Origin of the sequence: Pseudomonas sp. IPO3747 (assembly GCF_013385245.1) — a bacterium.
In the GTDB taxonomy this organism is placed as follows: domain Bacteria; phylum Pseudomonadota; class Gammaproteobacteria; order Pseudomonadales; family Pseudomonadaceae; genus Aquipseudomonas; species Aquipseudomonas edaphica.
Map to the genome: position 1 here is coordinate 89,351 of NZ_JACAQL010000008.1, position 19,490 is coordinate 108,840.

Sequence of the window (19,490 nt, forward strand, 5' to 3'; positions counted from 1 at the left end):
CACGTCATGTAAGAGAATGCTTACACGCCCTCCAAGCCCTTAGAACAGTGCTTCATCCAGCAAAAACAATGATTCGCTACCGGCTTTTACCGACGCACTCAGTGAATGAATGCGCGGCAGCAGGCGGGCAAAGTAGAAGCGCGCGGTACCCAGCTTGCTGGCGTAGAAGTCTTCTTCAGCCTCTTTGCCCAGCGCGGCCTTGGCCATGCGCGCCCACATATAGGCATAGGCCATGTAGCCAAAGGCGTGCAGGTACTCAACCGACGCCGCGCCGATTTCATTCGGGTTGGTCTTGGCGCGGTCCAGCACCCAGGCGGTCAACTCATCCAGGTTATCCACGGCAGCGCTGAGCGGTTGGGTGAACTCGCTCAACTCGGCGCCTGAAGCCGCGATGAACTGGCGGATCTCGTCAGCGAACAAGGTGTAGAACGCCCCGCCGCTGCCAACGATCTTGCGCCCCATCAAGTCCAGCGCTTGAATGCCGTTGGTGCCTTCGTAGATCTGCGTGATGCGCACATCCCGCACCAACTGCTCCTGGCCCCACTCGCGGATGTAGCCGTGGCCGCCAAAGATCTGCTGGCCGAGCACGGTGGTTTCCAGGCCAAGGTCGCTGAGGAAGGCCTTGGCAACAGGTGTCAGCAGCGCCACCAGGTTGTCTGCACGTTCGCGAGCGGCGGCATCTTCACTGAACTTGGCGATGTCCAATTGCGTGGCCACATAGGTGGAGAACGCACGACCACCTTCGTTCGAGGCTTTCATGGTCAGCAACATGCGGCGCACATCCGGGTGCACGATGATCGGGTCGGCCACTTTGTCCTTGGCCTGGGCGCCGGTCGGCGAGCGGCTTTGCAGACGGTCGCGCGCGTATTCAATCGCGTTTTGATAAGAGCGCTCACCCGACGCCAGGCCCTGGATACCCACACCCAAACGCTCGTAGTTCATCATGGTGAACATCGCCGCCAACCCACGGTTCGGTTCGCCCACCAGGTAACCCACGGCTTCATCGAAGTTCATCACGCAGGTCGCGGATGCCTGGATGCCCATCTTGTGTTCGATGGAGCCGCAGCTCACCGGGTTGCGCGCGCCCAGGCTGCCGTCGGCATTGACCATGAACTTCGGCACCAGAAACAGCGAAATGCCCTTTGGCCCGGCCGGTGCATCCGGCAGTTTGGCCAGCACCAGGTGGATGATGTTGTCGGTGAGGTCATGCTCGCCGCCGGTGATAAAGATCTTGGTGCCACTGATGGTATAGGACCCGTCCGCCTGAGGCTCAGCCTTGGTGCGGATAATGCCCAGGTCAGTCCCGGCGTGCGCTTCCGTCAGGCACATGGAACCGGCCCACTCACCCGAATACATTTTCGGCAGGTAGGTAGCCTTGAGCGCTTCGCTGGCGTGGGTGTTGATGGAGACGCAGGCGCCGGAGGTCAGCATCGGGTACAGGCCAAACGCCAGGCTCGATGAGTTGATCATCTCTTCAACCTGCGCCGAGACGGCCTTGGGCATGCCCATGCCGCCGAAGATCGGGTCGCCGCCGACGCCCACCCAGCCACCTTCGGCGTAGGTCTTATAAGCCTGTGGGAAACCATCCGGCGTGCTGACGGCAGTGTCCGCCCAACGGCAACCTTGCTCGTCGCCATTACGGCTGAGCGGCGCGATGGATTTGGCCGTGACCTTGCCGGCTTCTTCAAGGATCGCCTCAACGGTTTCGGCATCTACGGTGTCTGCCAATGCCGGCAATTGGGCCCAGGTGTTGGCGACCTCAAAAACTTCGTTGAGGACGAAGCGCATATCACGCAGCGGCGCTTTGTAATCAGCCATGGCAAACCTCGTGAGAACAGGAAAAGTGATTCGATAGGATCGGTTTTACAGGCTTCGAGTGTAACCGAACAACATTTGAGACACATAGGGTCCGTTAGTGACCATTAGGTATTTAATGGTCACATCACGAATCCAATATGGACTTCTGTGGGAGCTGGCTTGCCTGCTATGCGGGCACCTCGGTTTATCAGTTACACCGAGTTGATGCCATCGCAGGCAAGCCAGCCCCACATTTTGACCGCAGTGAATCAATCGCGCCTAAAGCGCAAACAACTGCGCAGGCAAGCTCATCAGGCACTCACTGCCCGCCTCCACAGCGGCGCGGTGCGTTGCAGTACGCGGCAACAAGCGCTTGAAGTAGAAATCGCAGGTGGCCAATTTGGCTTGGGCGAACGCTGCGTCGTCATGCGATTGGGCCGCAATGGCCATGTGCAACCACAGGTACGCCAGAATGATGTAACCGCTGTACATCAAGTAATCCACCGCCGCCGCGCCCACTTCATCCGGGTTTTTCATGGCAGCCACGCCGACCTTCATCGTCAGCTCGCCCCATTGCTGGTTCAGTTGGTTGAGCTGCTCAACATGGGCCTTGAGCTGCGGGTGCTCGGCATTCGCTGCGCAGAACTTATGCACAAGTTTGGTAAACCCGCGCAGCAACTTGCCCTGGCTGCCCAGGACCTTACGGCCCAGCAAGTCGAGCGCCTGGATGCCATTAGTGCCTTCATAGATCGGCGCAATCCGCGCATCACGCGCCAGTTGCTCCATGCCCCATTCGCGAATGTAGCCATGGCCACCGAACACCTGCATACCGTGGTTGGTCACCTCCAGCCCGGTTTCGGTCATAAAGGCTTTGCAGATAGGTGTGAGGAACGCCAACAGATCTTCGGCCTCCTGGCGTTGGGCGGCGTCACTGCTCAAGTGCGCGGTGTCGAGCAGTTGGGCAGTGAAGTAGGTCAGCGCCCGATTGCCTTCATTGAAGGCCTTCATGGTCAGCAACATGCGCCGCACGTCGGCGTGCACGATGATCGGGTCAGCGGCTTTATCCGGGGCCTTGGCGCCGGTCAGCGAGCGCATTTGCAGGCGGTCGTTGGCGTATTTGATCGCGCCCTGGAAACTCGCCTCACCATTGCACAAACCCTGCATGCCAGTGCCCAGTCGCGCGTGGTTCATCATGGTGAACATGCAATTGAGGCCTTTGTTCGCCTCGCCAATCAAAAAGCCCTTGGCGCCGTCGAAGTTCAGCACGCAGGTGGCCGAGGCCTTGATGCCCATCTTGTGCTCGATGGAACCACAGTGCACCGCGTTGCGCTCGCCTGAATCGGCATGGAACTTGGGCACGATAAACAACGAGATACCTTTGGTGCCCGCCGGGGCGTCCGGCAGTTTGGCCAGCACCAAGTGAATGATATTGGCGCTCATGTCGTGCTCGCCGGCCGAGATAAAGATCTTGCTGCCGGTGACCGCGTAACTGCCGTCCGCCTGGGGCACGGCGCGGGTCTTGATCAAACCCAGGTCAGTGCCACAGTGGGCTTCGGTGAGGCACATGGTGCCGGTCCATTCGCCGGCGGTGAGTTTGGTCAGGTAGGTGGCTTTCTGTTCTTCAGTGCCGTGGGCGTGAATCGCCGACATTGCACCGTGGGTGAGACCCGGGTACATGCCCCAGGAGGTGTTGCTGGAGCCGATCATTTCGCTGAGCACCAGGCCCAGGGACAGCGGCAAGCCCTGGCCACCGTAGACCGGGTCCGCCGCCACGCCATGCCAGCCGCCTTCCACGTAGTGGGCGAAAGCTTCCTTGAAGCCCTTGGGCGTGGTGACCACGCCATTGTCGAAGTGGCAGCCTTCTTCATCGCCACTGCGATTGAGCGGCGACAGCACGTTTTCGCAGAATTTGGCGCCTTCTTCGAGAATCGCGCTGACCATATCCGGGCTCGCGTCGGTGGCGCCCAAGGCGGCGTAGTGGCCGTGAAAATCAAACACGTTGTCGATCAGAAAGCGCATGTCGCGCAGGGGAGCTTTGTACTCAGGCATGGCAATGTCTCCGGCAGCAGATACTTTCAACCTACTGCCGGTCATCGCCTCGAACAATCACTGTAGAACCGCTGAATACACCGCCATCACTCAACCGGCAGCGCTCTCCATGCGCACCGCGCCGCGCCGGGTTTGCCCGGCAGCGACCACGCAGTTACGCCCCGCGCCCTTGGCCGCGTAGAGCGCCTGATCGGCGGACTTGAGCACTTCTTCAGGCGTGCGCTGCTCGACCTGGCGCTCGGCCACGCCGATGCTGACCGTCACCGACACACTCGAGGCGCCACTGCCCACCCGGCGTTGGCGGCCCTGCTGGTCGTCGTGGGGACGGTCCGGGTTGCGCAGCTTGATGGCGTAGTTGGCGATGATCTCGCGAATCTCTTCCAGGTGCGGCATGCACTCGTCCAACGTCTTGCCGGCGAACACCACGGCAAACTCTTCCCCGCCATAACGATAGGCACGCCCACCGCCATTGACCTTCGACAATTTGCTGGCCACCAGCCGCAGCACTTGGTCACCGACATCGTGGCCGTGGGTGTCGTTAAAGCGCTTGAAGTGATCGACGTCGCTCATTGCCAACACATAATTGCGCCCCAACCGTTGCATGCGCTCATTGAGCGCGCGCCGCCCCGGCAAGCCGGTGAGTTCATCGCGAAAGGCCATCTGATAAGCCTCGTGCGCCACGCCGGCGGCAATCATCAGCATTACCTGGCTGCACATGATGTTCAGCGTGAACGGCAGGATAAAGGTTTGCGGCAACATCCAGAACAGCCCCAGCAAACCCACCAGTTGCGCCGCGTGCAAGGGCCGCGGCTGATACCAGTACTGCGCCGCCAGGGTGACAAAACCAATCAGGAACATCGGGTACGACAGCTGGATCAGGCTCATCCAACTGCCATGCAGCGCCGGCCAGCGAATCTCCGCCAGCCAGTTCAGCAAGGCTTGGGGGAAACTCTGCTCAAGCGCCAGGGCTACGCTGCCAAACGCAAAAAGCACGGCGCAGCGCGCCACAAAGTCGCGGAACAGGTGGGTTTTCTCCTGCCACAGCGCGTAAATGCTGAACAGCAACGGCAACAGCAAGCAACACAGATGGAACACCACCGCGGCGTCTTCACGGACGCGGCCGTTATCGCGGTAATAATCGGTCTGGGTGTCAAGCAGGAAGTAAACGACGTACACCGTGATCATCAGAAACAGCTCACGCTGGCGCCGATACACCGCGCAGTACGCGCCGCCGAGCAACAGCACCAAGGTCGGCAGCACATTGAACAGCGAGGTAAAGAACACGCTGAGGTCTTTGACATACGCAGCCGAGAGCCCGGCCAGCAACAGCAGCAACGAAGGGAGAAAATGACTGAACCGTACAGCGGACACGCGTGACAAGGGTAAAGCTCCGACCCGCCCAGAAAGATGGCACAGTGCCTTCACTGAGCACAGTTAAGCACATTCAATGTGACCTGTATCACATTGCCATCACTGTAACGGCAGCCAGGCGCAATCCCTGAGTGCTGTGCTGTGTTTTTTATCGCCGCACATAAAAAAACCGCCGCTTCCAAAAGAAGCGGCGGTTTTCAGGAGACCGGCAGGGCTTAGTAAGCCAGGCCGAAGTCTTCTTCTTTCATGTCCATCAGGTTGTTGGCGCCCGACAGCATGGTGACCTTATGGGTCTGGGTACGCGGCAGGATGCGCTGGAAGTAGAAGCGCGCCGTCTGCAGCTTGGCGGTGTAGAACGCCTCTTCGGTGGTGCCGGCAGCCAGTTTTTCAGCAGCCAGGCGTGCCATGTCGGCCCAGAAGTAAGCCAGGCACGCATAGCCGGAGTACATCAGGTAGTCCACCGAGGCGGCACCGACTTCTTCACGGTCTTTCATCGCGGCCATACCGACCTTCATGGTCAACTCGCCCCACTCTTTGTTCAGTGCCGCCAGCGGTGCAACGAATTCCTTAACGGCTTCGTTGCCTTCGTTGGCCTGGCAGAACTTGTGCACGATCTTGGTGAAGCCCTTGAGCGCTTCGCCTTGAGTCATCAGCACTTTACGGCCCAGCAAGTCGAGTGCCTGGATGCCGGTGGTGCCTTCGTACAGCATCGAAATGCGGCTGTCACGAACGTTCTGCTCCATGCCCCACTCGGCGATAAAGCCGTGGCCGCCGTAGATCTGCACGCCGTGGTTGGCCGATTCAAAACCGACTTCGGTCATGAACGCCTTGGCGATTGGGGTCATGAACGCCAGCAGGCCGTCGGCTTGCTTCTTGGCTTCGTCGTCGGTGCCGTACTTGACGATGTCCACTTGCTTGGCGGTGAAGTACACCATCGCACGGTTGCCTTCAGCGAAGGCTTTCATGGTCAGCAGCATGCGGCGCACGTCAGGGTGCACGATGATTGGGTCAGCGGCTTTGTCCGGCGCTTTCGGGCCAGTCAGCGAGCGCATTTGCAGGCGGTCGCGAGCGTATTTCAGGCCGCCCTGGAAGCCGATCTCGGCGTGGGACAAGCCTTGCAGCGCGGTGCCCAGGCGAGCGGTGTTCATAAAGGTGAACATGCAGTTCAGGCCTTTGTTCGCCGGGCCGATCAGGAAACCGGTGGCCGCGTCGAAGTTCATCACGCAGGTGGCGTTACCGTGGATGCCCATCTTGTGTTCCAGGGAACCACAGGTCACCGCATTGCGCTCGCCGATCGAGCCGTCTGCGTTCGGCAGGAATTTAGGCACGATGAACAGCGAAATACCCTTGGTGCCGGCCGGTGCGTCCGGCAGGCGGGCCAGTACGATATGGACGATGTTGTCGGCCATGTCGTGTTCACCGGCCGAGATGAAGATCTTGGTGCCGGAGACTTTGTAGGAACCATCAGCCTGAGGTTCGGCCTTGGTGCGCAGCATGCCCAGGTCGGTGCCGCAGTGCGGCTCGGTCAGGCACATGGTGCCGGTCCACTCACCCGAAACCAGCTTGGTCAGGTAAGCGTCTTGCTGTTGCGGGGTGCCGTGCTCGGAGATGGTGTTCATCGCACCGTGGGACAGGCCAGGGTACATGCCCCACGACCAGTTGGCGGCGCCGACCATCTCGCTCACGGCCAGGCCCAGGGATTCCGGCAGGCCTTGGCCACCGTGCTCCACGTCGTGGGCCAGGCTTGGCCAGCCGCCTTCGACGAACTGCTTGTAGGCTTCTTTGAAACCAGTAGGGGTTTTTACGCCTGACTCGCTCCAGGTACACCCTTCGATGTCACCCACGCGGTTCAACGGTGCCAGCACTTGCTCACAGAACTTGGCGCCTTCCTCAAGAATGGCGTCAACCATGTCCGGAGTAGCGTCCTGGCAAGCCGGCAGGCTCTGATAGTGCGCTTCATAACCGAGCAGTTCGTCACGAACGAAGCGAATATCACGCAAGGGGGCCTTGTAGTCAGGCATAGCGATAAACCTCTGCTGATGTATCTGGGATGAACAACCGCGTGGATTTGTTATGGCGGTCAAACAGGTGTTTGAAACATACGTTTACGACCTGAGGTTGTCAAGCATCGCGCCGAAGCCGTTTGTCATGACGCGCATCAATGCCACGCACGGCAAGGCCTGCGGCGGGATGCCACGCTTAAAAGGAGTTTAGAAGTTCAACGAGATGACACAGGACAATGTGGGAGCTGGCTTGTGTGGGAGCTGGCTTGCCTGCGATACAGGCGCCGCGGTATATCAGGAAGATTGAGTCGATGCTATCGCAGGCAAGCCAGCTCCCACAGAAGAGCCGGCGTGTGCCGATAGAAAGTTAAGCGTAGGTATCGATCAACGTGCCAAGCATTTCATCCGAAGCCTTGGCAACTTTCGCGCCCAGCTCCACTTGAAACTTGCCTTGGGCCATTTCGACCATGTTGCTCGCCGAGTTGGACGGCTGGGCGCGATCGTTGGCTTGTAGACGATCACTTTGTGCGTCCGAGGGCTGGGTCGTCGCGGCGCCGGCAATTTTGCCGGCGGCCTGGTCGACGCGGTTCTGCCCGGCCTGAATAGTGCTCAGCCCCGAATAAAACGCGCTGCTTCCAGAGATTTCCATGGCGTAAGCCTGCCTTTAGAGAATCGTGAACTTGAATTGAAGCAGACATCCTGGCAAAACGCCCGTCAAAAACACTAATGGCATAATGCCTTAGCGATAGCCAAAATCAGTCAAGCAGGTCCAACTCCAGGTACTCGGCCACCACTTTCGCGCTGGCCTGCTTGAGCTTTGGCACCCGCCCCAGGCACGGCGCAGGCAACCGCTCAGCCAGGGTGGCGAGGTTCTCTTCCAGACGAGAGGTCTTGGGGTCGATGATATTTGCCACCCAACCCGCCAACGGCAAACCGTCCCGCGCGATGGCTTCGGCGGTGAGCAGCGCATGGCTGATACAGCCCAGACGCACGCCCACCACCAGGATCACCGGCAGCTTGAGCGCCATGGCCAGGTCCGACAGGTTGTCCTGATCGGCCAACGGCACCCGCCAGCCGCCTGCGCCTTCGATCAAGGTGAAATCGGCGTGTTGCGCGAGTATGTGCTGCATCGGTTTCAACAGTGATTGCACCGTGAGCGCCACACCCGCCTCCCGCGCGGCCAGGTGCGGCGCAATCGCGGGTTCAAAGGCCACCGGGTTGACCTCGGCATAGGTCAACGGCAGCGAACATTCGGCCAGCAGTGCCAAGGCGTCGGCGTTGCGCAAACCTTTTGGGGTGAGCTGGCAGCCTGAGGCCACCGGTTTTCCGGCGGCGGTGCTTTTACCCGCCAGCCGCGCGGCATGCAGCAGCCCGGCGGCGATGGTGGTTTTGCCCACATCGGTGTCGGTGCCGGTGATGAAATAAGCGGCGCTCATAACGGTTTCTCCAGTACGGCATACACCACTTGGTACGTGGCGGGCAGGCCCTGGGCCTGGCGGAACTGCTCGTAAGCGTGCACCAGTGCAACAATCCGCGCGCGCCCCGTCAACCCTCCCGGGCGACCGGGGTTGAGGTTATGCGCGCCCAACGCCTTGAGTTCGTGGGTCAGGCTGCGCACATCCGGGTAGTGCAACACGTGAGGCTGGCGCTCCAGGCTCAGCACCCGCAAACCGCTGGCAGCACACAGCTGTTGGTAAGCCTCGAAGGTGCGGAAGCGGTTGACGTGAACCAGGCCATCCGCCGCACGCCAGCTTTGGCGCAACTCGTCCAGGGTGCCCACGCACAGGCTCGCAAATGCGAAGACGCCCCCGGGTTGCAGCACACGACAGGCCTCACTGAGCACCGCGTCGAAATTCGCGCACCACTGCACCGCCAGGCTGGAGAACAGCAGCTGGAAGCTCTCAGTTGCAAGCGGCAAGCGTTCTGCATCCCCCGCAATAAAGTGCTGCGCGCCCCCTAAAGGCCGCGCATGGTTGAGCATGCCCTCGGCAATATCCAGCGCTACGCCTTGGCTTGCTGGCAACAGTTCGCCCAGTGCACGGCTGAAATAACCCGTGCCGCAGCCCACATCCAGCCAGCGTCTGGCCGCGATGGCAGCTGGCAGGCGAGACAACAGCTCATGCCCGACTGCGCGCTGCAACTCGGCGACGCTGTCGTAGCTGGCTGCTGCGCGGGAAAACGAGGCCGCCACCTGGCGCTTGTCCGGCAAACCGCCCGGCAGTGGGGGCTGGGATAAATCAGTCATCAACACACTCATGCAAAAAAGCCTGGATGGCCCCCGCTACACCGTGAGGGTCTTCCAGAAGAAAAGCGTGACCGGCCTGTTCAATCAGGCCGATTTCTACATCGGGCAGCAGGGCCAATAGATCACTCGCGGCTTCAGCGGGCACTAAACCGTCCAACCCCGCAAACAGGTGCAGTTGCGGGCCACGAAACGCCTGCAAAGCGGCGCGGGTATCCAGTTGAGCAAGCAGTTCCAGGCCCGGCATCAACACACTCGACAACGTATTCGGCGCCCCACTGACCAACAGGCGCGACAGCCCGCGCGGGTCGGCAGCGCCCTTGGCACACAGCAGGCCAAAGCGTTTGAGCGTGACCTGAGAATCGGCATGGCAACCCGCGAGGAACGCATCGAACGTCTCGGCAGGCATCGCACTGGGCCAGCCTTGATGGGCGACAAAACACGGGTTGCTCGCCAATGTCAGCAGCCCGCAGCAGCGCTCGCCGCGCCGCGCCGCCAACTCGGAAGCGAGCATGCCGCCCAGGGACCAGCCGCCCAACCAGGCGTTGTCCGGCAGTGTGGCGTCGAGTTCGTCGAGCCATTCATCCAGATCGCTGGAAGCCAGCACCGGCAACGGTTCGATATGCACTTGCAGGTGTTCGTCCAAACCCTGCAAGGCGCCAGCCAAAGGCTCCAGCGGTGAAACGCCGAGCCCCCAACCGGGCAGTAATACCAGTCGATCACGCATGGTCGGGCTCCGTAATACTTAACAACCGGAAACACGCTTCCAATGCGCTTAACAATAGCTGCACCTGGGCCGCGCTGTGGGCCGCTGTCAGTGTCACGCGCAAACGCGCACTGCCGGCCGGCACGGTCGGTGGGCGGATGGCTGTCACCATCAGGCCGCGCTCGCGCAGCATCTGCGACAGGCGCATGGCGGTGGCGCTGTCGCCAATCAGGATCGGCTGGATCGGCGTGAAGCTGTCCATCAACCGCAGGCCAAGCTGCTCGGCGCCCTGGCGGAACTGGCGGATCAGGCCATTGAGGTGCTCACGCCGCCAGTGCTCGGTGCGCAGCAGCTCCAGGCTTTTCAAAGTGGCGCAGGCCAATGCCGGTGGCTGGCTGGTGGTGTAGATGTAGGGCCGGGCGAACTGGATCAGGCTTTCGATCAGCTCTTCACTGCCCGCCACAAACGCTCCGGCGGTGCCGAACGCTTTACCGAGGGTGCCGACCAATACCGGCACGTCTTCCTGGCTCAAGCCGAAATGCTCGACAATTCCGCCGCCCGTAGCACCTAACGGTCCGAAGCCATGGGCGTCATCGACCATCAACCAGGCGCCTTTGGCGCGTGCCTCACGGGCCAGCGCAGGCAGGTCGGCCAGATTACCGTCCATGCTGAACACACCATCGGTGACCACCAGCGTATTGCCGGTCGCCTTCTCCAGGCGTTTGGCCAGGCTGCTGGCGTCGTTATGCAGATAGCGGTTGAAACGCGCCCCGGACAACAGGCCGGCGTCCAGCAGCGAGGCGTGGTTGAGCCGGTCCTCCAGCACCGTATCGCCCTGCCCCACCAACGCGGTGACCGCGCCCAGGTTGGCCATATAGCCGGTGGTAAACAGCAGTGCACGCGGGCGTCCGGTGAGGTCGGCCAGTGCTTCTTCCAGCTCATGGTGCGGCGTGGCATGGCCGATCACCAGGTGCGAAGCGCCACCGCCCACGCCCCATCGGGAGGCCCCGGCGCGCCAGGCTTCGATCACTTGCGGGTGATTGGCCAGGCCCAGGTAGTCGTTATTGCAGAATGCCAGGAGCGGTTGGCCATCCACCACCACTTGCGGGCCTTGCGGGCTCTCAAGCAAAGGGCGTTGGCGATAAAGGTGTTCGGCCCGGCGGGCAGCGAGGCGCGCGGCGAGATCAAAAGACATGCAGGCCTCGGCAGTTCAGGTTGAACCCGATCCAATGTGGGAGCTGGCTTGCCTGCGATGACGGCAGCACATTCAGTATCAATGTGCCTGGAGGACCGCTATCGCAGGCAAGCCAGCTCCCACAGTTGGATTGCGTTTCAAATGTGGAGAGAGGCGTTAAACCACCGCGTTATAGAACTGCTCGCTGCTCTTTTGCTCCACCAACGCCTGCTCAATCGCTGCCTGATGCACTTCATCGGCGTGCTCTTCACGCGCCTCCGGCAAGATTCCCAGGCGCGAGAACAGTTGCATGTCCTTGTCGGCCTGCGGGTTGGCGGTGGTCAGCAACTTGTCGCCGTAGAAGATCGAGTTGGCACCGGCGAAAAACGCCAGGGCCTGCATCTGCTCGTTCATCGCTTCACGGCCGGCCGACAAGCGCACATGGGATTGCGGCATCAGGATGCGCGCCACGGCGAGCATGCGGATAAAGTCAAACGGGTCGATGTCTTCGGCGTTTTCCAGCGGCGTACCGGCGACCTTCACCAGCATGTTGATCGGCACCGACTCCGGATGTTCCGGCAGGTTGGCTAGTTGGATCAGCAGGTTGGCGCGGTCGTCGAGGGACTCGCCCATGCCGAGGATGCCGCCCGAGCAGATCTTCATCCCCGAATCACGCACATAGGCCAGGGTTTGCAGGCGCTCTCCGTAGGTGCGGGTGGTGATGATGCTGCCGTAGAACTCAGGCGAGGTGTCGAGGTTGTGGTTGTAGTAGTCCAGGCCGGCTTGGGCCAGGGCTTCGGTCTGGTCCTGGTCGAGACGGCCGAGGGTCATGCAGGTTTCCAGGCCCATGGCCTTCACGCCTTTGACCATCTGCAGCACGTAGGGCATGTCTTTGGCCGACGGGTGCTTCCAGGCGGCGCCCATGCAGAAGCGCGTCGAACCGATGGCTTTGGCGCGAGCGGCCTCTTCGAGGACCTTCTGCACCTCCATCAGCTTTTCTTTTTCCAGACCGGTGTTGTAGTGGCCCGACTGCGGACAATATTTGCAATCTTCCGGGCAGGCGCCGGTTTTGATCGACAGCAAGGTCGAGACCTGCACGCGGTTGGCGTCGAAATGCGCGCGGTGCACGGTCTGCGCCTGGAACAACAGGTCGTTGAAGGGTTGCACAAACAGCGCTTTGACTTCGGCTAAAGACCAATCGTGACGCAGGGTGGCAGAGGTGCTGGCGCTCATGGGCGATTCCTTGATTATGCTTGGGCTTACGCTGTGGGAAGGGCAATACCGGCAATACCCGCAATACCCACAGTCAGTCACGACACGGATGCTCGGCATATTTAAGGAAGATTCATGCACTGTCAACTCAGATACAAACATCAGGTTTACATCTGGTTAGAAAACAACCAAACCTGTTTAATTTGCGATGAAGCAACAAACTCCAACCACACTGTGTGCAACGCCTGCGAAACCGAGCTGCCCTGGCTGCTGGAGCATTGCGAGGTGTGCGCCCTGCCCCTGCCGATGGAGGGTTTGATTTGCGGCCCCTGTCAAAAAAAGCCGCCTGCCTATAAACAGGTGATCGCACCCTGGACCTACGGTTTCCCCGTCGACACCCTTATCAGCCGCTTCAAACACCAGTCGCGCTGGCCACTGGGTCATCTGCTCGCACACTTGCTGGGCCAGTATCTGCAACACCGTTTCGACAACACCGCACTCACCCGCCCCGACTGCCTGCTGCCGGTGCCCATGGCGCGCAAGCGTCTGCGTGAGCGCGGCTTCAACCAATCGTTGATGTTGGCCCGCTGGCTCAGCGAAGACCTCGACCTCCCACACGATGAACACCTGTTGTTACGCCCCCATGAAACCGTCGCGCAACAAGCCCTCGACGCCAAAACCCGCCAACGCAACCTGCTCACCGCGTTTGCGCTGGCACCCGGCGCCCGGGTGCAGGGCCGCCACTTTGCGCTGGTGGACGACGTACTCACCACCGGCGCCACCGCCCACAGCCTGGCCCGCCTATTGATGGACGCCGGCGCTCGTCAGGTCGATGTGTACTGTCTGGCCCGCACGCCAAAACCAGGCTCATGACTTGACTCGCGTGCGCCGCGCCTGCAACGTCCGCTGACCTTATCGAAGCGTATCCACATGTCTCTGCCGACCTCACTCAGCCAACACATCATCCGCCGCCCCCAGCGCATCGCCCTGTTGGCGCATATTGCCGAGCAGGGCTCGATTACCCGCGCGGCCAAGAGCGCTGGCCTGAGTTACAAGGCCGCGTGGGATGCGATCGACGAGTTGAACAACCTGGCGCAAAAGCCGCTGGTGGAGCGCAGCGTCGGCGGCAAAGGTGGCGGCGGCGCCAAGCTGACGGCCGAAGGTGAGCGCGTGCTGCGCCTGTACCAACGCCTGCAAGTGTTGCAGGCCGAGGTGCTGGGTTCGGATGAGGACGCGAGCGACTTCAACCTGCTCGGCCGCCTGATGTTGCGCACCAGCGCGCGCAACCAACTGCACGGCCAGGTCAGCGCCATCGAACACCAGGGCCGCAATGACTTGATTCGCCTGCAACTCTCGGGCGGCTTGAGCCTGAGTGCGCAGATCACTCACGACAGCACGCAGCGGCTGGAGCTGGAAACCGGCGTTGAAGTGGTCGCCTTGATCAAGGCCGGATGGCTGGAATTGCTCGCCATCGGGCAGGCTGCAACACCTGGACACAATTGCGTGAGCGGTGTGATCGAGACGATTCTCGACGCCGATGACGGCCCCAGCGAAGTGCGCATCACCCTGCCCAACGGCCAGGTTTTATGCGCCCTGGCGCAGCCCGCCGCGCTCCAGGTACTGGGTGTCGTCGAAGGCGGCCAAGTCCAGGTGCAATTCTCACCCAACAATGTGCTGCTCGGCACACCGGTTTAGGCGCCCGCCATCTTTAAGCTGCAACAAATTCGTCACGAGCGCTCCTTAAGGTGTCTGCAAAAACCGCAGGGAGCCTGAAATGAGCCTATTAGAAGAAAACCAAGCCACCGACCTTGAACAGATGGTCGGCCTCACCCGCCGCCGTTTTATCGGCGCCGGCGCCCTGTGCGGTGCCGCGATGTTCCTGGGTGGCAACCTGCTCACGCGCAGCGCAATGGCCGTGAACGCTGCCACCGCCAGCCCCTTGCTGGGCTTTGCCAGCATCGCTGCGGCCACCAGCGACGCCATCACCTTGCCGCCGGGTTACTCCGCCTCGGTACTGATCAGTTGGGGCCAGCCGCTGCACAAGAACGCGCCAGCCTTCGACCCGTCCGGCAATGGTACTGCCAAGGCTCAGGAACAGCAGTTCGGTGACAACAACGACGGCATGAGCCTGTTCGCCTTCCCCGGTGACAACAACCGTGCGCTGATGGCGATCAACAACGAATACACCAACTACCGCTACCTCTACGCCCATGGCGGCGCGCCGCAATCGGCTGAAGACGTGCGCAAGGCCCAGGCCAGCGAAGGTGTATCGGTGATTGAGGTACGGCGCAAGGGCGACACCTGGCAGTTCGTGCAGGACTCGCGCTACAACCGCCGCATCCACGGTAACTCGCCGATCCGCCTGGGTGGCCCCGCTGCCGGCCATGCCTGGCTGAAAACCAGCGCCGACAAAACCGGCAAAAAAGCCCTTGGCACCTTCCAGAACTGCGCCAACGGCAAGACGCCATGGGGCACTTACCTGACCTGCGAAGAGAACTTCACCGACTGCTTTGGCAGCAGCAACCCGCAACAAAGCTTCGACGCCGGGCAAAAACGCTACGGCGTGGTGGCCGCCAGCCGCGAGATCAATTGGCACCTGCACGACCCGCGCTTCGACATGGCCAAGAACCCCAACGAACTCAATCGCCACGGTTGGGTGGTGGAAATCGACCCGTTCGACCCGCAATCCACACCGGTCAAGCGCACTGCCCTGGGCCGCTTCAAACACGAAAACGCCGCACTGGCAGAAACCCGTGATGGCCGCGCCGTGGTGTACATGGGCGACGACGAGCGTGGCGAGTTCATCTACAAGTTCGTCAGCCGCGATCCGATCAACCACCACAACCCCAAAGCCAACAAGAACCTGCTCGACCACGGCACCCTGTACGTGGCGATTTTCGATGCCGGCGACGGCAATGCCGACCACCCCAAGGGCAAAGGCGAATGGGTCGAACTCACCCACGGCAAAAACGGCATCGACGCCAGCTCGGGTTTTGCCAGCCAGGCCGAAGTGCTGATCCACGCGCGCCTGGCCGCCAGTGTGGTGAAAGCCACACGCATGGACCGCCCGGAATGGATCGTGGTCAGCCCCACCGACGGCCAGGTGTATTGCACGCTCACCAACAACGCCAAGCGCGGTGAAGACGGCCAGCCGGTGGGCGGGCCGAATCCGCGTGAGAAAAACGTGTATGGCCAGATCCTGCGCTGGAAAGCCGACGCGGATAACCACGGCGCCAACACCTTCACCTGGGATTTGTTTGTGGTGGCCGGCAACCCAGGTGTGCATGCCGGCACGCCAAAAGGCGGCTCGTCCAACATCAACCCGCAAAACATGTTCAACAGTCCCGACGGCCTGGGGTTCGACAAGGCCGGGCGCTTGTGGATCCTCACCGACGGCGACTACAGCAACAAGGGCGACTTCGCCGGCATGGGCAATAACCAGATGCTGTGCGCCGACCCCAACACCGGGGAAATCCGCCGCTTCATGGTCGGGCCAGTGGCGTGCGAGGTCACGGGTATCAGCTTTTCGCCGGACCAGAAGACTCTGTTTGTGGGGATTCAGCATCCGGGGGAAACCGGGGGTTCGACCTGGCCGGAGCATCTGCCAAACGGCAAGCCGCGCTCGTCGGTGATGGCGATTCGGCGGGATGATGGTGGGATAGTCGGCGCCTGACAGGGCCTCATCGCAGGCAAGCCAGCTCCCACCTTTGAGCGCATTCCACGCTCAAGTGTGGGAGCTGGCTTGCCTGCGATGGCAATGGCACAGTCGCCACCTATCTCAGCGTTGGTGCGTTACCATACCCGGCCGGACGCGGCGCCCTGCTGCGCGCAGGAGTTCGCATGGCCCACCCGTTTGAAACACTCACCCCCGATTTAGTACTCGACGCCGTCGAAAGCATCGGCTTTCTCAGCGACGCGCGCGTGTTGGCGCTTAACAGCTACGAAAACCGCGTGTATCAGGTGGGCATCGAAGACTCCGAGCCGCTGATCGCCAAGTTCTACCGCCCGCAGCGCTGGACCAACGAAGCGATCCTGGAAGAACACCGCTTCACCTTCGAACTGGCCGAGTGCGAAGTACCGGTGGTTGCGCCGATGATCCACAACGGCGAAAGCCTGTTCGAACACGCGGGCTTTCGCTTCACCCTGTTCCCACGCCGTGGCGGCCGGGCGCCGGAGCCGGGCAACCTGGATCAGCTGTATCGCCTCGGGCAATTGCTTGGCCGTTTGCACGCGGTGGGTTCCACCCGCCCGTTCGAGCACCGCGAAGCCCTGGGTGTGAAGAACTTCGGTCACGATTCCCTCAACACCTTGCTTGAAGGCAATTTCATTCCCAAAAGCCTGCTGCCCGCTTACGAGTCTGTCGCGCGCGACCTGCTCAAGCGCGTGGAAGAGGTGTACAAGGCCACACCACACAAGAACATCCGCATGCACGGCGACTGCCACCCCGGCAACATGATGTGCCGCGACGAGATGTTCCACATCGTCGACCTGGACGACTGCCGCATGGGCCCGGCCGTGCAGGACCTGTGGATGATGCTCGCGGGCGACCGTCAGGAATGCCTGGGCCAGCTGTCGGAATTGATGGACGGCTACCAGGAGTTCCACGACTTCGACCCACGCGAACTGGCCTTGATCGAACCCCTGCGCGCCTTGCGCCTGATGCACTACAGCGCCTGGCTGGCCCGGCGCTGGGATGACCCGGCATTCCCCCACAGCTTTCCGTGGTTTGGCAGCGAGCGGTATTGGGGCGACCAGGTGTTGGCGTTGCGTGAGCAACTGTCGGCGCTCAATGAAGAGCCCCTCAAACTCTTCTAAAGAGCAGTACACCACCGGTGTGGGAGCTGGCTTGCCTGCGATTCAGACAACTCGGTGTATCAGTGGTACTAAGGTGATTTCATCGCAGGCAAGCCAGCTCCCACAGAAAAGCCCCTACCTTGCCTGACAAAAATCCTTACAATCTCGCTTTGTAAGCTGCCTGAGCAAGGATTCTGCAATGCACGCCGCCAACCCCCGCAAAGGGTACATCCTGGGCCTGAGTGCCTATGTCATCTGGGGTCTTTTCCCACTTTATTTCAAAGCCATCGCCAGTGTTCCCGCCGCCGAAATCATCGTGCACCGCGTCTTGTGGTCGGCGCTGTTCGGCGGTTTGCTGTTGATGGTGTGGAAGCACCCCGGCTGGTTCCGTGAACTGCGCGACAACCCCAAGCGCCTGGCGATTCTGGCACTCAGCGGTTCGTTGATTGCGGCCAACTGGCTGACCTATGTGTGGTCGGTGAACAGCGGGCGCATGCTGGAAGCGAGCCTGGGTTACTACATCAACCCGTTGGTGAATGTACTGCTGGGCATGCTGATCCTGGGCGAGCGCCTGCGCCGCCTGCAATGGATCGCCGTCGGGCTGGCGGCGGTGGGTGTGGCGCAGCAAGTGTGGCAAGTCGGCAGTCTGCCGTGGGTGTCGCTGGTGCTGGCGTTGACCTTCGGCTTTTACGGTTTGATCCGCAAACAGGCGCCGGTCAAGGCGCTGCCAGGGCTGGTGGTGGAAACCTGGATGCTGGTGCCGATCGCCGTCGCCTGGTTGTTGTTCAACCCGTCGGCCCATAGTGCGCAGCTTGAATTTTGGAGCACCTCCGAAGCCTGGTGGCTGGTGGCCGCAGGCCCGGTTACGCTGATTCCGCTGGTGTGTTTCAACGCCGCCGCACGGCATTTGCCCTACACCGCACTGGGCTTTTTGCAATACGTGGCGCCGACGCTGGTGCTGTTGGAAGCGGTGCTGCTGTTCGGTGAACACCTGGCGACCAGCACGCTGATTGCTTTCGCATTTATCTGGGCGGGCCTGGTGGTCTACAGCCTGGATGCCTGGCTGACGGTGCGCAAACGCTGATCAAATAACGTACAAATCTCTGCAAGCCACAGTGCACGTGGCTTGCAGGCATTCACCCCAAGGTTATCCACACCCTGATCCCCGCCATTTGTGCACAAGCCATTGAAACTGCTCGTTTTTTGCTCAATCGACGAAGAAGCCCGGCCGGCATGGCTTGGCGCCGGGTCTCTACAGGTTATCCACAGGCCCATGCAAGATTTCCATGCATAACCTTGTGGACCGATTACTCCTCGTGGTGCAGTTCCACCATCAAATCATCGGCCAAGGTTTCCAGGGACAGCTGCAAGGTATCCAGGGACAACGCGGCCGGCACCTGCAACAACGCTTCGGCGCTAAACAAGGGATCACCGCTCATGGGCGCCGGACGCACATCCGTGCTCAGGCTCGCCAGGTTCACGCCTTGTTTGCTCAATAGCGCCGTGATTTCGCGAACGATGCCTGCACGGTCATTGCCCACCAACGTCATCATGATCGATTTGGACGCCGAGGCCTGCCCGCTGCTGCCCTCGCCCACCAGCACACGAATGCCATGTGTGGATAAGTCCTCCAGCGCGCCGACCAGGGCTTGACGCTGTTCTGTCGGCACACTGACCCGCAAGATCCCGGCAAACTGCCCGGCCATGTGCGCCATGCGGCTTTCCAGCCAGTTACCGCCGTGGGCGGCAATGTTCTGCGCAATGCGTTCAACCAGGCCGGGTTTGTCGGCGGCGATAATAGTGAGTACAAGATGGTCCATGGCGAAGCCCTCGGTGGGTTGATCATCGATTATAGGCACACACCCTGTGGGAGCGGGCTTGCCCGCGATGGGGGGCGTGTCAGTTACACATCCGTGGGCGATGTATTGCTATCGCGGGCAAGCCCGCTCCCACACAAAGCCAATTCCTACAGAAGTGGTCAAAAACAAATCGTGTACCATTTTTATATTTATCTGGAACAATCCAATAGTTTTTTGAGAACATCCGATTCTCCGCTGTGACCGTACGACCAAAATGAGTCGCTAAACGACGTATTTAGTCTAATTTTCACAACCGCAAGTCATCATGTAGTATGCCCAACCG

Annotated in this window: 16 protein-coding genes; 5 read left to right on the plus strand and 11 right to left on the minus strand. The window is 60.9% G+C overall.

Annotation, left to right across the window (positions count from 1 at the left end; genetic code table 11):
* Positions 1–39: 39 nt before the first annotated feature.
* From HX790_RS12030 to bioB, 10 genes are all read right to left on the minus strand, one after another.
* Positions 40–1,818: an acyl-CoA dehydrogenase C-terminal domain-containing protein gene (locus HX790_RS12030; RefSeq protein WP_176991592.1), complete on the minus strand. Its 1,779-nt coding sequence runs from the start codon at positions 1,816–1,818 to the stop codon at positions 40–42.
* Positions 1,819–2,076: 258 nt separating this feature from the next.
* On the minus strand, positions 2,077–3,846 hold the full coding sequence (locus HX790_RS12035) for an acyl-CoA dehydrogenase C-terminal domain-containing protein (RefSeq protein WP_176991593.1): 1,770 nt from the start codon (positions 3,844–3,846) through the stop codon (positions 2,077–2,079).
* 90 nt (positions 3,847–3,936) lie between these two features.
* Positions 3,937–5,226, minus strand: a complete 1,290-nt coding sequence (locus tag HX790_RS12040) for a diguanylate cyclase (RefSeq protein ID WP_017138033.1) — start codon at positions 5,224–5,226, stop codon at positions 3,937–3,939.
* 206 nt (positions 5,227–5,432) lie between these two features.
* Positions 5,433–7,238 carry a phenylacyl-CoA dehydrogenase gene (locus HX790_RS12045; protein WP_017138032.1) on the minus strand — a complete coding sequence of 602 codons (1,806 nt, stop codon included), beginning with the start codon at positions 7,236–7,238 and terminating at the stop codon, positions 5,433–5,435.
* Positions 7,239–7,587: 349 nt separating this feature from the next.
* Positions 7,588–7,869, minus strand: a complete 282-nt coding sequence (locus HX790_RS12050) for a hypothetical protein (RefSeq protein WP_017138029.1) — start codon at positions 7,867–7,869, stop codon at positions 7,588–7,590.
* Positions 7,870–7,975: 106 nt separating this feature from the next.
* Positions 7,976–8,656 carry a dethiobiotin synthase gene (bioD, locus tag HX790_RS12055; protein ID WP_017138028.1) on the minus strand — a complete coding sequence of 227 codons (681 nt, stop codon included), beginning with the start codon at positions 8,654–8,656 and terminating at the stop codon, positions 7,976–7,978.
* Positions 8,653–9,465, minus strand: coding sequence for a malonyl-ACP O-methyltransferase BioC (bioC, locus tag HX790_RS12060; RefSeq protein WP_017138027.1), 813 nt, complete (start codon positions 9,463–9,465; stop codon positions 8,653–8,655). The genes bioD and bioC overlap by 4 nt, the downstream gene beginning before the upstream one ends.
* The gene (locus HX790_RS12065) at positions 9,458–10,189 is read right to left on the minus strand and encodes an alpha/beta fold hydrolase (protein ID WP_176991594.1); all 732 of its coding nucleotides are present in this window, start codon (positions 10,187–10,189) and stop codon (positions 9,458–9,460) included. The genes bioC and HX790_RS12065 overlap by 8 nt, the downstream gene beginning before the upstream one ends.
* Positions 10,182–11,363: an 8-amino-7-oxononanoate synthase gene (gene bioF / locus HX790_RS12070; RefSeq protein WP_176991595.1), complete on the minus strand. Its 1,182-nt coding sequence runs from the start codon at positions 11,361–11,363 to the stop codon at positions 10,182–10,184. Before bioF ends, HX790_RS12065 begins: the two co-directional genes overlap by 8 nt.
* A 156-nt stretch (positions 11,364–11,519) precedes the next feature.
* Entirely contained in the window at positions 11,520–12,575 is a 1,056-nt protein-coding gene (bioB, locus tag HX790_RS12075; protein WP_017138024.1) for a biotin synthase BioB, read from the minus strand.
* Positions 12,576–12,689: 114 nt separating this feature from the next.
* Between bioB and HX790_RS12080 the strand changes: the two genes are divergently transcribed.
* The 5 genes from HX790_RS12080 to rarD all read left to right on the plus strand — a co-directional run bounded on the left by HX790_RS12080 (position 12,690) and on the right by rarD (position 18,432).
* Positions 12,690–13,427, plus strand: coding sequence for a ComF family protein (locus HX790_RS12080; protein ID WP_017138023.1), 738 nt, complete (start codon positions 12,690–12,692; stop codon positions 13,425–13,427).
* Positions 13,428–13,484: 57 nt separating this feature from the next.
* Complete coding sequence (locus tag HX790_RS12085) at positions 13,485–14,249, plus strand: TOBE domain-containing protein (protein ID WP_017138022.1); 765 nt, start codon at positions 13,485–13,487, stop codon at positions 14,247–14,249.
* Positions 14,250–14,328: 79 nt separating this feature from the next.
* A complete protein-coding gene (locus HX790_RS12090; RefSeq protein ID WP_017138021.1) occupies positions 14,329–16,227 on the plus strand; it encodes a PhoX family phosphatase in 1,899 nt (632 codons plus the stop codon).
* A 167-nt stretch (positions 16,228–16,394) separates the two neighbouring features.
* Entirely contained in the window at positions 16,395–17,369 is a 975-nt protein-coding gene (locus tag HX790_RS12095; RefSeq protein WP_017138020.1) for a serine/threonine protein kinase, read from the plus strand.
* Between the two features lie 178 nt (positions 17,370–17,547).
* Entirely contained in the window at positions 17,548–18,432 is an 885-nt protein-coding gene (rarD, locus tag HX790_RS12100; RefSeq protein ID WP_017138019.1) for an EamA family transporter RarD, read from the plus strand.
* Positions 18,433–18,655: 223 nt separating this feature from the next.
* Here the strand turns inward: rarD and HX790_RS12105 are convergent, their stop codons facing one another.
* The gene (locus tag HX790_RS12105) at positions 18,656–19,168 is read right to left on the minus strand and encodes a glycine cleavage system protein R (protein ID WP_017138018.1); all 513 of its coding nucleotides are present in this window, start codon (positions 19,166–19,168) and stop codon (positions 18,656–18,658) included.
* Positions 19,169–19,490: the final 322 nt, after the last annotated feature.

What these genes read in the sequence shown, in the direction of transcription:
- HX790_RS12030 (WP_176991592.1), bottom strand. Translation starts at nt 1,818, where the DNA reads ATGGCTGATTACAAAGCGCCGCTGCGTGATATGCGCTTCGTCCTCAAC.
- HX790_RS12035 (WP_176991593.1), bottom strand. Translation starts at nt 3,846, where the DNA reads ATGCCTGAGTACAAAGCTCCCCTGCGCGACATGCGCTTTCTGATCGAC.
- HX790_RS12045 (WP_017138032.1), bottom strand. Translation starts at nt 7,238, where the DNA reads ATGCCTGACTACAAGGCCCCCTTGCGTGATATTCGCTTCGTTCGTGAC.
- HX790_RS12050 (WP_017138029.1), bottom strand. Translation starts at nt 7,869, where the DNA reads ATGGAAATCTCTGGAAGCAGCGCGTTTTATTCGGGGCTGAGCACTATT.
- bioD (WP_017138028.1), bottom strand. Translation starts at nt 8,656, where the DNA reads ATGAGCGCCGCTTATTTCATCACCGGCACCGACACCGATGTGGGCAAA.
- bioC (WP_017138027.1), bottom strand. Translation starts at nt 9,465, where the DNA reads ATGACTGATTTATCCCAGCCCCCACTGCCGGGCGGTTTGCCGGACAAG.
- HX790_RS12065 (WP_176991594.1), bottom strand. Translation starts at nt 10,189, where the DNA reads ATGCGTGATCGACTGGTATTACTGCCCGGTTGGGGGCTCGGCGTTTCA.
- bioF (WP_176991595.1), bottom strand. Translation starts at nt 11,363, where the DNA reads ATGTCTTTTGATCTCGCCGCGCGCCTCGCTGCCCGCCGGGCCGAACAC.
- bioB (WP_017138024.1), bottom strand. Translation starts at nt 12,575, where the DNA reads ATGAGCGCCAGCACCTCTGCCACCCTGCGTCACGATTGGTCTTTAGCC.
- HX790_RS12080 (WP_017138023.1), top strand. Translation starts at nt 12,690, where the DNA reads ATGCACTGTCAACTCAGATACAAACATCAGGTTTACATCTGGTTAGAA.
- HX790_RS12085 (WP_017138022.1), top strand. Translation starts at nt 13,485, where the DNA reads ATGTCTCTGCCGACCTCACTCAGCCAACACATCATCCGCCGCCCCCAG.
- HX790_RS12090 (WP_017138021.1), top strand. Translation starts at nt 14,329, where the DNA reads ATGAGCCTATTAGAAGAAAACCAAGCCACCGACCTTGAACAGATGGTC.
- HX790_RS12095 (WP_017138020.1), top strand. Translation starts at nt 16,395, where the DNA reads ATGGCCCACCCGTTTGAAACACTCACCCCCGATTTAGTACTCGACGCC.
- rarD (WP_017138019.1), top strand. Translation starts at nt 17,548, where the DNA reads ATGCACGCCGCCAACCCCCGCAAAGGGTACATCCTGGGCCTGAGTGCC.
- HX790_RS12105 (WP_017138018.1), bottom strand. Translation starts at nt 19,168, where the DNA reads ATGGACCATCTTGTACTCACTATTATCGCCGCCGACAAACCCGGCCTG.